The organism is Actinoplanes sp. NPDC049598, assembly GCF_040675435.1.
Lineage (GTDB): Bacteria > Actinomycetota > Actinomycetes > Mycobacteriales > Micromonosporaceae > Actinoplanes.
This window is the reverse complement of the sequence record NZ_JBFAOX010000030.1, coordinates 24,117-37,946: the sequence shown is the minus strand read 5'-3', so window position 1 is coordinate 37,946 and position 13,830 is coordinate 24,117. Positions and strand designations below refer to the sequence as shown.

Annotated in this window: 6 protein-coding genes; 3 read left to right on the top strand and 3 right to left on the bottom strand. The window is 71.1% G+C overall.

Going from position 1 to position 13,830, the window contains the following annotated elements; genetic code table 11:
* The first annotated feature begins 48 nt into the window (after positions 1-48).
* On the top strand, positions 49-3,066 hold the full coding sequence (locus tag AB0J66_RS41940; protein ID WP_364673014.1) for a VCBS repeat-containing protein: 3,018 nt from the start codon (positions 49-51) through the stop codon (positions 3,064-3,066).
* On the top strand, positions 3,066-6,017 hold the full coding sequence (locus AB0J66_RS41935) for a VCBS repeat-containing protein (RefSeq protein WP_364673012.1): 2,952 nt from the start codon (positions 3,066-3,068) through the stop codon (positions 6,015-6,017). Before AB0J66_RS41940 ends, AB0J66_RS41935 begins: the two co-directional genes overlap by 1 nt.
* Here AB0J66_RS41935 and AB0J66_RS41930 read toward each other — a convergent pair.
* Positions 6,014-7,618, bottom strand: a complete 1,605-nt coding sequence (locus AB0J66_RS41930; RefSeq protein ID WP_364673010.1) for a chitinase — start codon at positions 7,616-7,618, stop codon at positions 6,014-6,016. The genes AB0J66_RS41935 and AB0J66_RS41930 overlap by 4 nt on opposite strands.
* A gap of 183 nt (positions 7,619-7,801) precedes the next feature.
* Between AB0J66_RS41930 and AB0J66_RS41925 the strand changes: the two genes are divergently transcribed.
* Positions 7,802-10,813, top strand: coding sequence for an EAL domain-containing protein (locus AB0J66_RS41925; RefSeq protein ID WP_364673008.1), 3,012 nt, complete (start codon positions 7,802-7,804; stop codon positions 10,811-10,813).
* Between the two features lies 1 nt (position 10,814).
* Here AB0J66_RS41925 and AB0J66_RS41920 read toward each other — a convergent pair whose 3' ends face one another.
* On the bottom strand, positions 10,815-12,347 hold the full coding sequence (locus tag AB0J66_RS41920; protein ID WP_364673007.1) for a SpoIIE family protein phosphatase: 1,533 nt from the start codon (positions 12,345-12,347) through the stop codon (positions 10,815-10,817).
* A complete protein-coding gene (locus AB0J66_RS41915; RefSeq protein WP_364673005.1) occupies positions 12,344-13,696 on the bottom strand; it encodes a sensor histidine kinase in 1,353 nt (450 codons plus the stop codon). The genes AB0J66_RS41920 and AB0J66_RS41915 overlap by 4 nt, the downstream gene beginning before the upstream one ends.
* Between the last annotated feature and the right edge of the window lie 134 nt (positions 13,697-13,830).

Genomic DNA, 13,830 nt, shown 5'->3' with positions numbered 1-13,830 from the left:
CACCTTAGTGTCTCGCTGCTGAGAGTCTTTCTCTAAATCGGGGCACAAGTGAAGAACGTCTACCGCCGCACCCTCGCGGCGCTGGTGGGCGGCGCACTCGCTGTGGCCGCGGGGACTTCGGTCCCCGCGCCCGCGATGGCTGCGGCCGCCGCCTCCGAATCCGAAGTCGCCGTCGTCGCGCCCGAGCCGGCGCAGACCTACACGGCCGACGTCCCTGTCTTCGCCGGCGAGACCGGCTACCTCCACCAGCGCACGTTCACCTCACCGTTCCTGTGGACGCGCTACGCCGACGGCGTCACCACGGCGGTGCCCGAGCTCGCCGGCTCGTATTGGAACCGGCTCCTGCCCACCGGCGGTGACCACGTGTGGTCCCCGGTCGGCTCCACCTCGCACCCGCAGCCAGGGGTGTTCGACCTGGCCACCATGACGTGGCACGACGTGACCACGCCGGCCGGATATCAGGTCCGGCCGGTCGGCGACGTCGTCGTGCTGCGACCGGCCGCGACGCCCAACATCCCGCTGATCCGGCGGGCGGACGGGACGACCACGCCGATCACCGGGGTGCCCGAGGGCACCACCACGATCGCGATGGGCACGGCCGGCGACGCCGAGAGCCTCGTCCTGTCCCTGTCCGTGTCCGGTGTCGTTCGCCACGGCCTGCTCGATCTGGCCTCGGGACGGGTGGCGCTGCTGCCGGCCGGGCTGACCGCGGCCGGCCGGGTCGTGCTGACCGCCGATCGCATCGGCCTGTTCACCGCCACCTCGGCCCGGACGTTCTCGCGCGCGGAGGTCATGGCCGGCACCGCCACCCAGCCTGAGACGATCACGCTGCCGAAGAGCGGGAACTACTTCTTCATGGGACTGGCCGGCCGGGATCTCATCGCCGGCCCGGTGAGTGAGACCCAGAACAAGACACCGATGCTGCGCTACCGGGCGGGCGATCCCACGCCGGAGCAGATCGCGCCGGTCAGTGACCTCATGACCGTGCAGGCGCCGGACGGAGTGATCTTCGTGGGCGGCACCGGCCCGGCCGACTGGGCGGCCCGCAAGGCGACCGCCGCCGGCCAGGAGATCATCGCCCCGCTGGCGGTGCCCCGCGGCAACGCCGGGATCTCCCTCACGGCCGGCCGGCTGCGCCACGTGCACGTCTCCCTGCCGCCGGGCGAGGCCCCGGCCGACTACCACCCCTACAGCTACCTAATCGGGCCGGACGGGATCACCGGCCGCGTCGACGACGCCGCGCTCAGCAGCCCGGCCACCTGCCAGACGGGCGCCGCCTGCATCCGCACCATCGGCGGCCACGACCAGGGCATGCCGTGGATGACGACCGGCTCGACCCTGAGCTACCAGAGCGCCGGCCGGCACAACATGACCTCGATCCCCTCGGCCGGAGCGACCGTCGTCGACGCCTCCTACCGGTACACGATCGTCAACGGCACGAACCCGGCCAAGCAGTACGTGGTGCTGGACAGCTCCGGCGTGGTCGACACCGGCCCGGTGACCGGCGCGGCCCTCTGGTTCCGCACCCTGTGGCGGGCCACCCGGGCCGGGACGCTGCAGGCCACCACCCTGCCGCTCGGCCGGAACGACACGGCGACGGCCGGCCTCACGGTCAGCACCGGCGCTGCCTGCACGGCGACCGAGGTCCAGGCCACCGCGAAGTACCTCTACTGGTCGTGCGGCGCCACCGGTCCGGCCGGCGTCTACGACCTCACCCGCCAGGCGGGCATCGCACTGCCCGCCGGCCGGTATCTGCTCGGTGACAACTACGTGGTGCGGCACGACGCCGACGGCAGCCTGATCCGCTTCGGGATCACCGGCGGCCGGCTGGGCGAGCCGGCCGTCCTGGCCACCTTCGACCGTGGCGGCCTCACCGACGACCGCACCGTCTCGTGGGCGGTCGACAAGTTCGGCGGCGACGTGGCCTGGGTCGACAGCGGCAACGCCGTGCACGTGGTCGATCCCGGCGTCGCGCCGTCCGCCGCGGCTCTCTGGGTCGAGCGCGGCGACTCCACCCTGGACTTCGCGTCCACCAGCCCCTGGTCGGCCGCCTTTCGGTTCACCCGGCCCACCACCTCGTCGCGGCTGGTCGTCACCCAGGTCCGTACCGGCCGGGTGGTCCTGGACGTGGCCGCCGGGCCGCTCCGGGTCAGCCGCGCGGACTCCTGGTCCGGGCTGATCGCCGGCCGACGGGCGACGAGCGGCACCTACCGGTGGCAGCTGACCGCGGTGGCCGGCGGCGCCACGACCTCGCTCGGCTCAGGCACGTTCGGGGTGTACTGCGGCACGCCGACCCTGCACTCGTTCGAGTGCTCCGGGCAGCAGTCCGTGCTCGGCGTGCGTACGTCCCCGTCCGGTGAGGGTCACTGGCTGCTCTCCCGGCCGTCCACGGCCGCCTTGATGGACAACGGCCGGACCGAGACCTGGGACCGCTCGCAGGTCACCGCGATGGTTCCCTTCGGCGACGTCAACCGGGACCTGAAGAACGACCTGCTGGTCCGCTACCGCAACGGCACGCTGCGGGCCTACCTGGGCAGCGGCCAGGCGAACTTCGGCACCAAGACGTCCGTGGCCGTCCCCGGCAGCTGGAACCGCTTCAACGTCCTCGTCCACACCGGCGACCTGACCGGCGACGGCGTCTCCGACCTGATCGTGCGGGAGACGAGCACCGGGAGGCTGTTCCGCTACACCGGCAACGGCAAGGGTGGCTTCAGCTCGGCGGCTGCCTTCGCCGGCACTTACAAGGGCGCCTCCCGCTTCGTCGGCCCCGGTGACATCAACGGCGACGGACGGGCCGACCTGCTCGTGCTGATCGGCACCACCATGTACGCCTGGTGGGGTAACGGCGCCGGCGGCTTCACCCCCGGCTACCACCTGATCGGCACCGGCTATCTCGGCTTCAACGCGATCATCGGCGCCGGTGACCTCAACGAGGACGGCAAGAACGACCTGCTGCTGCGCAACAGCGCCGGCACCCTCTACCGCAAGCTCGGCGACGGCAAGGGCGGCTTCGGCGCCCTCCAGCTCGTCGGTAGCGGCTACCAGAAGTACGCGGGGATCTACTGATGACCAACGTCCGTCGTCGCGGGCTCGCGATGCTGATCGGCGGCACGCTGGCCGCCACCGCGCTGTCCGTCCCCAGCGCCGCGTCGGCCGCGGCGCCGTCCGAGGTGACAGTGGTGCCGGCCGAGAAGTACGACCGGACCGACGCCTACCAGCCCGACACACCGAGCGTCGCCGGGCGGACCGGCTTCCTGCACCGGCGCACGGGCAGTTCGCCTTGGCTGTGGACCCGTTACGCCGACCGGCACACCGTCGTCGTCACCGAGCTGGCCGGGCTGCCGAACGGAGCCGCCGCCCGTCTCTACGGCGACACGGTGGAGATCCGGACCTCGATCCCGGGGCATCCGGTTTCGGGCAGCCTGCGTCAGACGTTCGATCTGGCCACCATGACGTGGCGCGAGTACGCCATGCCCGCCGGGGGCAGCTACAGCTACCTCACGGCGCGCCCCCTCGGCGACCATGCTCTGCTGCTGATCAGACCGGGCGCCCAGATGGAGCTGCGGCAGGACGGTTCGGACACCCTGGCGCCGATCACCGGAATCCCCGACGGCGCCACGTCGGCCACCATCATGGCCGGTGACGAGATGACAGCGGTGCTCTCGTTCCCCACCCCGGCCGGCCGGCGGTGGGGCCTGTTGGACGCCACCTCCGGCCGGATCACGCTGCTGGACTTCACCGGCGCGGCCACCCGGGCCACGCTCACCGGCGACCGCGTCGGCCTGTTCACCGAGCAGGTGGTCCGCACGTTCGGCCGGGACGGCACCGCCCGGGCCACCATCACCCTGCCCGCGCCGGTCGACCTCAACTCCCTCGCGCTGGCCGGCGACGACGTGATCGTTGCGCCCACCGCCGCCCGGCTCCCCCTCCTGCGCTACACCCCGGACGGCGCCGAGCCGACGACAGTCGCCGGCGCCATGACGACCGTGGCCCAGGCGGACGACGGCGTCCTCTTCGTCGGCGGGACCGACCCGACGGACTGGTCGGTGCGCAAGGCCACCGCGACCGGCCAGTCGGTCGTCAAGCCATTGACCGAGCAGGTCAACGCCGGCATCACCTTCAACAAGGGCTCCCTGTGGCGGTTCACCGCGCTGGAACAGCCCGGTGAGCTTCCGCAGTACCGCAGCTACGACCATCAGAAGGTGACCAGCCCGGGCGTCTTCGGCAGCCTGCTGCCCGCTCCGGTGCCCTGCGAGACAGGCGCGACGTGTCTGCACGCGGTCGACGGCTCCCAGCGTGGCGTCTCGTTCCTGCACCAGACGACCGATGCCGTCGTCCTGCACGTGGCGAAGACCGGTGCCACCGTGGCCACGGCCACACTGCCCTCGACCGGCGGCGCCGTCATCGACGCCTCGCTCGGTTACCGCTTGGTCAACGGCACGGGGCCGGCGCAGCAGTACGTCGTCGCCAACAACGACGCCATCGTGTCGACCGGCCCGGTCACGGGGGCAGCCCTGTGGTCGCAGACCCTGTGGACGGCCGGTGCCGGCCGGCTGCAGCCCAAGGACCTGGGGACCGGGACCGTCGGTGCCGCCGTCGCCACCGGAAACTCCTGCACCGCCACCGACGTCCAGGCGACCGCTCTGCACGTGTTCTGGTCGTGCGGGGTGGACGGCCCGGCCGGCGTCTACGATCTGGGCTCCAAGACCACCATCGGGCTCCCGGCCGGACAGTACCTGCTCGGCGACAACTACGTGGTGCGCCACGAAGCGGACGGCGCGCTGCTCCGCACCGACCTGGTCGACGGCAGCACCGCCACCCTGGCCACCTTCCCCCGCGGCGACCTGGCCGACGACCGCAACATCACCTGGGCCGTCGACAAATACGACGGCGACGTCGCCTGGGTCGACGCCGGCAACGCGACGCACATCGTCGACCCCGGCGCCACCTCGTCGGTCCCGCGCGCGATCACCGTCACCGCGCCGTCCGCCATGTCCTACCCGGGCACCTTCTCGGTCTCCGCGCGGCTGAACCGCCCGGTCACCACCGCCACCCTCTACCTGACCCAGGCCCGCACCGGCCAGGTCGCCCAGGTCGCCGGCACGGTGGACGGCAGCGCTGTGCGTGTCGACTGGAACGGCACGTTCAACGGGAAGCGGCCCACCAGCGGGTCGTACAGCTGGATTCTGACAGTCGTCACGGAGACGAGGACAACGACCGTCGGCGCCGGCTTCGTCACCGTCGGCTGCGCCGGAGTCCCGCCCCTGCACAGCTTCACCTGCGACGGCCAGTCGACCCTGCTCGGCCTCACCAGCCTCTCCACCGGCGCGGGCGCCTGGATGACCCGGGCGACCGGCACCAACCCGGCCGGCACGGAAGCCCTGGGTGCGGTCACCGCGGTCGTGCCGTACGGCGACATCACCCAGGACTATCGCAACGATCTGCTGATCCGCCGCTCCGACGGCACCCTGCGGGCCTATCTCTCGGACGAGATGCTCAGCTTCACCGGTAACCGGACCCTGCTGATTCCCGGCGAGTGGAACCGCTTCGACGCCCTTGTGCACACCGGCGACCTCACCGGCGACGGCATCTCCGACCTGATCGTCCGCGAGAAGAGCACCGGCCGCCTGTTCCGCTACACCGGTAACGGCAAGGGCGGCTTCAGCTCGGTCGCCGCCTTCGCCGGCACCTACAAGGGCGCCTCCCGCTTCGCCGGCCCCGGCGACATCAACGGTGACGGCAAGGCCGACCTGATCGTCCTGATCGGCGACACCATGTACGCCTGGTACGGCAACGGCGTCGGCGGCTTCACCGACGGCTACCACCTGATCGGGACCGGCTACCTCGGCTTCCTCAACATCATCGGGGCCGGCGACCTCAACGAGGACGGGAAGAACGACATCTTGCTGCGCAACAGCGCCGGCACCCTTTTCCGCAAGCTGGGCGACGGCAAGGGCACCTTCGGTGGCCTTGAACTCGTCGGCACCGGCTACCAGAAGTTCGCGGGGATCTACTAGTTCGTCGCCGGCTCGCCGGGGATGTCGAAGAGGGGCTTCCAGGGGTCGTCGGCGTCGATCGGGAACTCGGTCGACGGGGTCTCGCCCTTGGTGGTCCACCGCGCCTCGTACGGCAGGCCGTTGGACAGCACGCGGTTGCCGCGCTGGTAGATGATGCCGGGAGCCCAGATCCGGTGGACACCGGTGACCGACGGGGTGGGGCGGGGCGCCTTCTCGACCGGGCTGACCGGGCCGATCACCGACCACGCGCTCTGCGTGCCGGCGGCCGGGGCCGCGGACGGGTCGGCGCCCGAGTTGGCCCACTTGGCCTCGTAGACGACGCCCTTCCAGACGACCTTGTAGCCGCCGGCGTACAGGGCGGTGAGCCGCCAGATCGGGTACGGGCTGGTCTTCGGGTCGTCGACGGTGGCGGCCTGGTCGGGGATCTCGACCGAGTCGGCGGTGCCGCTGCCGGCGGCCTTGCCGGGCAGACCCGCGAAGACCTTGCTGAACGCGAGCGCCTCCTGGTCGACGCCGCTGCACGTGTTCGAGTGGACCACGACGTTGGCGAAGGTGCCGCGGCACTCGGCGTCGCGGTTCAGCGACCACATGGAGACCCGGCCGAGGCCGTTGTCGACGGCGAACCGGGCCAGGCCGGCCGCGTCGTCGACGGTGAAGCGTTCGGTGTCGACGTCGTTCTGGCCGATCATCGGGGTGGCCCCGATCCGGGACCAGACCTGCGGCGAGGTGAGCTTGCGGCCGAGGCGCAGGTAGAGGTCGGACAGCTGCTTGTGGGTGCCGTTGAGCGCGCTCGTGCTCAGCGTCAGCATGTCCGGGTTCTTGTCGCCGTTGTTGTAGTCCATCGTCATCACGTTGACGCCGCGCAGGTCGACGCCGCCCTCGAGCATGCCGCGGACCAGGGCGACACCGTCGTCGGTCAGCCCGCTGGGGGTGACGGGCAGGGTGAGCCACACGGTGAGCGGCTGCCCGGCCTGCGCCCGCTCCTTCTGCACCGTGGCCACCGCGGTCACCCGGCGCCGCAGCGACGCCTGGTCGGCGACGGCGGTGCCCTCGATGTCCAGGTCGAGCGTCTTCACGTCATAACGCTTGACCAGCCGGCGGTACGCGTCGGTGAGGCGCGCCTCGTCCGTGCAGGCGACGGCGAGCTCCTTGTTGGCGAGCCCGCCGAGGCTGAGCGTGATGTCGCCGCCGGCCTGCCGCAGCTGGTTGATCCGCCGGTCGAGCTCGAGCGACGAGGCCGCCTCGTCGAGGGTGTACGCCCCGCCCCAGCTCGGGGTGCAGGCGTTGTTCGGGTCGGCCACGACGAAGCCGAGGGCGACGTCGTTGGCCGGGTTCGCCGTGGGGTCCTGGAACTGGAACGTCGGGGTGAGCGTGACGTCGACGTAGGGCACCGCCCACGACTTCGCGGTCGGGCCGGAGGTGTTCCGCAGGTGCAGCACCTCGAAGGTGCCGGCCGCGCCGGCCAGCCCCAGGGCGAGGATCAGGATGCCGAGCCTCGTCCACGACAGCCGGCTGCGTGGTTGCTCCGGTTCCTGCCAGTTCGGATCGGCGAGCGGGTCGTACTCGGGCCGCACGGCTACGTGTGGGGCGCGGTCCGTCATGTGGTGCCTTTCGTTTTTCCGTCGACACACGCTGACCTACGAACGTCTTTTGCGCGATCGGGCGAAAGGCCGAAGGCGTCCAATCTGGACATCGGAGCGCCAACTGACGATCTTGGCATGACAATTCGGCCGGGCATCGCCGTGCGGTGTCGTCGCAATTCGCACCGAAGGGCACCAAAACGCATGCCACGCACACCGGCGGACCGGCGCAAGCCGGACGCCCAGCGCCAATGGGGAGCCGACCGGCGGACGGAGCCTCACCCGATCGTCCCGCCGCCGATCTCCGAAGGCAGGATCACCCGGGGCCGGCTCGCCATCGTGGTGACCATCACAGTCTGGGCCTGCTACATCACGTACACGATCATCCAGCAGTTCATCGCGGGCCACGCCTCCAGCGTGCGGCTCGCGATCGAGGCGATCGTCTACATGCTCGTCGTCACCGGCCTGGCCGCGTCCGCGATCGCCTACCTGATCACGCGGATCGGCTACTTCTACCGGTCCCGCGGCCACCAGCGGGCGCCGCGCATCATGCTCGACGAGTTCATCGGCGGGAAGACGCCGTCCGTGACGGTTTTGGTGCCGTCATATCAGGAAGATGAGCGGACCAACCGGACCACGCTGCTCTCGGCGGCGCTGCAGGAGTACCCCGGTCTGCGGGTGACACTGCTGATCGACGACCCGCGGGCGCCGAAGACCCGCGCGGCAAGGGACATGCTGCTGGCCGCCCGGGCCCTGCCGGGCAAGATCGAGGCCGAGCTGAAGGGCCCGTACCAGCGGGTCTCAAGCATGTACGCCAGCTTCGACGAGCAGGTGCGCTACCGCGGCGGCTATCTCGTGGTGCTGGAGGACATGCGCCGGCTCGCCGACGAGTACCGGTTCGCCTCCGACTGGCTCTACGACCTGGGCGCCCGGCAGGAGATGGTCGACCACACCGACAAGTTCTTCGTCGAGAACATCCTGCACCCGCTCGCGGTCGAGCTCGGCCAGATCTCCGGCGCGCTCAGCAAAGGCGCCGACGAGCAGGTCACCCTGCCACTGGCGCGGATGAACCAGCTCTACCGCCGGCTGCTCGCGATCTTCGACGCGCAGGTCACCAGCTTCGAGCGCAAGAAGTACGTGTCGCTGTCGCACGAGCCGAACAAGGCGATGAACCTCAACAGCTACATCGGCCTCATGGGCGGCGCCTACCAGGAGGTCAGCACGCCGATGGGCACCGCCCTGGTGACGGCGGGCCCGAACCGGGCCGACCTGGTCGTGCCCAACCCGGATTACGTGCTGACCCTCGACGCCGACAGCGTTCTCCTCCCGGAGTACGCGCTGCGCCTGGTCCACCTGCTCGAACAGGGCGCGTACGCCCAGCACGCCGTGGCCCAGACGCCGTACAGCGCCTACCCGGGCTCGGCGACCCGGATCGAGCGCATCTCGGGCGCCACCACCGACATCCAGTACATCGTGCACCAGGGCATGACCCACTACGGCGCCACGTTCTGGGTCGGGGCCAACGCCGTGCTGCGCAAGAAGGCCCTCGACGAGATCTGCGAGATCTCCTACGAGGGCGACTGGGAGATCAAGCGCTACATCCAGGACCGTACGGTCATCGAGGACACCGAATCGACGATCGACCTCGGCGTCCGGGGATGGTCGCTGCACAACTACCCCGAGCGGCTGGCCTACAGCGCGACCCCGCCCGACTTCGGCTCGCTCTGCATCCAGCGGCAGCGCTGGGCCAACGGTGGCCTGCTGATCCTGTCCCGCCTGAAGGACCAGTTCCGGGCGAAGTCGAAGCGCGAGGACAAGAACCGCTTCGGCGAGTACTTCCTGCGGGTCAACTACATGGCCTCCATCTTCTGGAGCTCCGTTTGCCTGGTCGTCATGCTGGCCTACCCGTTCAACAAGGACCTGCTCAACCCGATCCTGCTGCTCATCTCGGTGCCGTACTTCCTGATGATGGCGGCCGACCTGAAGCACCTGGGCTACAAGCGGTCCGACATGCTGCGCATCTACGGCTTCAACCTGATCCTGCTGCCGGTCAACCTGTCGGGCAGCATCGCCTCGCTGCTGCAGCTGCTGACCGGCGAGAAGAGCGCCTTCAAGCGCACGCCCAAGGTGCGTGACCGCACCACGGCGGCGACCAGCTACCTGATCCTGCCGTTGGCGCTGATCGTGCTCTGCGTCTACACCGCGTGGCGCGACATCGAGCTGCACCACTGGAACAACCTGGTCTTCGCCGGCCTGAACCTGATCCTGTCGCTCTACGCGATGATCGCCTTCGTCGGTCTGGGCAACACGGTCGTCGACCTGATGACCCATCTGCGCAACTGGCTGATCCGCCCGGTCAAGCCGAAGAAGACGAAGCGCCGCCGGTCGGCCGCGGCCCCGGCGCCGGCGGCGAAGGTCGGCGACTGGGCGACGGTGCTGCACTATCGCGAGGAGCACGGCACCACCGCCGGTCAGGTCACCGTCCGGCTCCAGCGCACCGACACCGGCGCGTGGAAGGCCGACCGCTCCTCGTCGGCGAGCCGTGGGCACTCGTTCGAGGAGTTCAGCTTCTTCACGGTGTTCCAGCCGATCTACAACATGATCAACGGGCACGTCGCCGGCTACGAGGCGCTCACCCGCTTCGCCGACGGCAGCAACCCGCAGGAGGGTCTCGAGGCGGCCGCGCGGCGCGGCGTGCACATCGCGCTCGACGCGGCGCTGGTCCAGGCGGCCATCGCCTCGGCCGCGCCGCTGCCCAACGGCACCTGGCTGGCCGTCAACGTCTCGGCCGACCTGATGCGGCGGCCGCACGAGCTGGCCCCGCTGCTCGCCGAGTCGAGGCGGCCGCTGGTCGTCGAGACCGGCGGGCCGCCCCCGGCCGAGGCGGCCCAGCTCGGCGGGGGCGTGCGGATCGCCGTCGACGACCAGGGCGCCGGATACGAGACGCTCTCCCTGATCGAGACGGTCCGCCCGGCCTTTCTCAAGCTGGGCCTGGACTCGCTGGCCGGCGTCGAGCACCAGACGGCGCGCCAGGCCGCGATCCGGGCGCTGGTCGAATTCGCCGAGCAGCACGGCTGCACCGTCATCGCCGAGGGCATCGAGACCGCCGAGCAGCGCGACGCCCTGGTCGCCTGCGGGGTGGCCTTCGGGCAGGGGTTCTACCTCGGCAAACCGGTGCCGGTGGAGCGTGTCCTGGCCGGCGTCGGCGGCTGGTGACCTACGGACGGCGGCGCAGGGCGACGACCGCGATGTCGTCGGCCTGCTGCCCCGTCCCGCCCAGCTGGCTGAGCAGGCGGCGGCAGAAGTCGTCCAGGTTGGGCTCGACCGTGGCCGCGGCCGCGGCCAGGGCGGTCAGGCCGACGTCGATGTCGGCGTCGCGCCGCTCGACCAGGCCGTCGGTGTAGAGGACCAGCGTGCCGCCCGGCGGCAGGACGAACTCGAGGTCGTCCGGGGGGCGGGGCGCGTTGATGCCGAGCAGCGGGCCCCGCGGGTGCAGGAAGTGCGGGCCCTCGGCCTCGGTGTGCAGCAGCGGCGGCAGATGGCCGGCGCTGGCCAGGCGCACGCCGCCGGTGACCGGGTCGAGGGTGAGCAGGCAGATGGTGGCCGACTCGTTCGGCAGCACGGTCCGCATGAAGCGGTTGACCAGGCTCAGCACCGTGCCCGGAGGGTGGCCCTCGACCGCGTAGGCGCGCACGGCGTGCCGCACCTCGGCCATCACCGTGGCCGCGTGCAGCGAGTGGCCGGCCACGTCGCCGATCGCCACCAGCAACCGGCCCTCGAGCATGGTCAGCTCGTAGAAGTCGCCGCCGACCTCGGTCTGGGCGCCCGCCGGCTCGTACCGCATGGCCAGCTCGAGGCCGGCCACGTCGGGCAGGCGCGACTGGAGCAGGCTGCGCTGGAGGGTGACCGCGATCCGGTGCTCCTCGTCGTAGGAGCGCTGGGCCTCGACCGCCGCTGCGACCGCCTGCGAGAGCTGCCGCAGCACCGGGAAGCCGGGCGTCTGCGAGCTGCTGGGCACCGCCACGAACACCGGCGGGCGGTCGGCCCGCAGCCGCGCGGCGGCCACCGCCACCGTGTCGCCCTCGGGCCACTCCACGAGATCCCAGTCCGACGGCTCCTCGGTGCGGACGAGCGAACCGACCGTGACCACCCGGCTCGAGGGTGACCACCGGCTGACCCCCTGGCCGGAGGCGGCCCGGCTCTCCCCGTCGGCCGTCTCGGCGACCACCACGACCGGGCCGCCGAAGATGTCGACCGCGCCCGCCGCGGCCGCCGTCAACAGGCCGTCCAGCGTCGCCGCCGAGTTGATGTCGAGGGTGGCCTCGGCCAGCCGGACCAGCCGGGCGGCGAGCGTCTCGGCCCGGCGGCGGGCCGAGTAGTAGCGCAGCACCGCGTGCACGGTCGCGATCAGCTCGTCCGGCTCGATCGGCTCGACCAGGTAGGCGTCGGCGCCCCGGTTGAGCCCCTGGGTACGGTCGACCACATCGACGGCGTGGGCCGAGACGTGGACGACCGGCAGCGTTCCGTACTCGGCGTCGGTCTTGATCCGCTCGCAGACGTCGAAACCGCTCATGTCGGGCAGCTTCACGTCCAGCACCACCAGGTCGACGCCCGAGCCGGGCAGCATCCGCAGCGCCTCACCACCCGTCTCGGCCTGGCGCACCGCGAAACCGGCGCGGGTCAGCCAGCTCACCAGCAGGTAGCGCTTGGTCGGGCTGTCGTCGACGACGAGGACGGTGGCGGAGCTCATGACAACGGCAGCCGCAGCGTGAAGGTGCTGCCCTCACCCGGCGTGGAGGCCACGTGCAGGCCGCCGCCGAGGATGCCGGCCAGCCGCCGCGCGTACGGCAGGCCCAGGCCGGTGCCCTTGCCGCTGATCGGCCGGCTGCCGGGCACCTGGTAGAACTCCTCGAAGATGCGCTCGTGCAGCTCGGCCGGGATGCCGGCGCCGGTGTCGGAGACGGTGAACTCGGCGTCGTCGCCGACCGGGCGCACGCTGAGCCGCACCTCGCCCGCCGCGGTGAACTTCAGCGCGTTGGTCAGGAGGTTGCGCAGGATCCGGGTCAGCAGCACCTCGTCGGTCCGGATGGACGGCACCGACGACGGCTCGTCGACCACGAACTCCACCTCGGGCCGGGTCGCCAGCGGCCGCAGCGTCCCCCGGAGCTGCCCGAAGACGGCCTTGAGGTCGACGTCGGCCATGGTCGCCTCGACCCGGCCGGCCTCCGCCTTGGCCAGGTCGAGCAGGTCGTTGACGAGCGAGAGCAGATCGGTGGCCGAGCCGCGGATCAGGTCGACCTGCTGGGCCTGGTCGGCGGTCAGCTCGTCCGAGCCCTCGTCGCCGAGCAGCCGGCCCAACCCGATGATCGCGGTGACCGGGGCCCGCAGCTCGTGGCTGACGTTGGCCAGGAACCGGCTCTTGGCCTCGCTGGCCGCCGCGAGCTGCACCGATTTCTCGTCGAGCTCGGCGTAGAGGGCGACCACGCCGCGGTTGGTCTCCTCCAGCTCCTCGGAGAGCTGGTGGTAGAGCGCCATCACGCCGCGGTTGGTCTCCTCCAGCTCGGCGTTGAGCCGGGCCAGGTCGTCACGCTGCGCTCGCACCTCGTCCAGGGCGGCGATGAGCTGCTGATTCTGCACGTTCAGCTCGTCGAGCGGGCTGCCCGGGACGTGCCTCGCCAACCCGGCGCGGATTTCCTCCATGCGGTCCGGGGTCAGCCTCGGCACACTCGCCGGCAACCGTCGAGCCATCCATACGACCGTACCGTTCCCGCCATCCGAGACCCCCATCTTGTCCACCAGGCGGCCGACCGCGCCGAGTTCCGGCGTCAGCCGCGCGGCATCACCCGCCACCCGGCCCTCGACCGTCACTTGCAGCATGGGTACTACCCCGTCCGACTGGACAGCGAACGTCACTTCGGCATCGGTTCCCCGGGCGATCATCACCCGGCTCACCTCGCTCAGGGCGGTCGCGAGCCGGGTCTGGTCCTGCTGCTCGAGGCCGACCTCGCGGGCCACCTCCCGGCTGAGCTGGCGCACCACGAAGATGTCCTGGGCAACCCGCAGGCGCATCCGCATCAGCTGCTCGGGCCGGTCGCTCATGGGACCTGGGCCACTCCTGGGATCCGGGCCACTCCTGGAATCCGGGCCACTCCTGGAATCCGGGCCACTCCTGGAATCCGGGCCACTCCTGGAATCCGGGCCACTCCTGGAATCCGGGCCACTCCTGGAATCCG

Excerpts from the sequence above, each read along its gene's own strand:
- AB0J66_RS41935 (WP_364673012.1), top strand. The coding sequence starts at position 3,066 with ATGACCAACGTCCGTCGTCGCGGGCTCGCGATGCTGATCGGCGGCACG.
- AB0J66_RS41920 (WP_364673007.1), bottom strand. The coding sequence starts at position 12,347 with ATGAGCTCCGCCACCGTCCTCGTCGTCGACGACAGCCCGACCAAGCGC.
- AB0J66_RS41925 (WP_364673008.1), top strand. The coding sequence starts at position 7,802 with ATGCCACGCACACCGGCGGACCGGCGCAAGCCGGACGCCCAGCGCCAA.
- AB0J66_RS41915 (WP_364673005.1), bottom strand. The coding sequence starts at position 13,696 with ATGAGCGACCGGCCCGAGCAGCTGATGCGGATGCGCCTGCGGGTTGCC.
- AB0J66_RS41930 (WP_364673010.1), bottom strand. The coding sequence starts at position 7,618 with ATGACGGACCGCGCCCCACACGTAGCCGTGCGGCCCGAGTACGACCCG.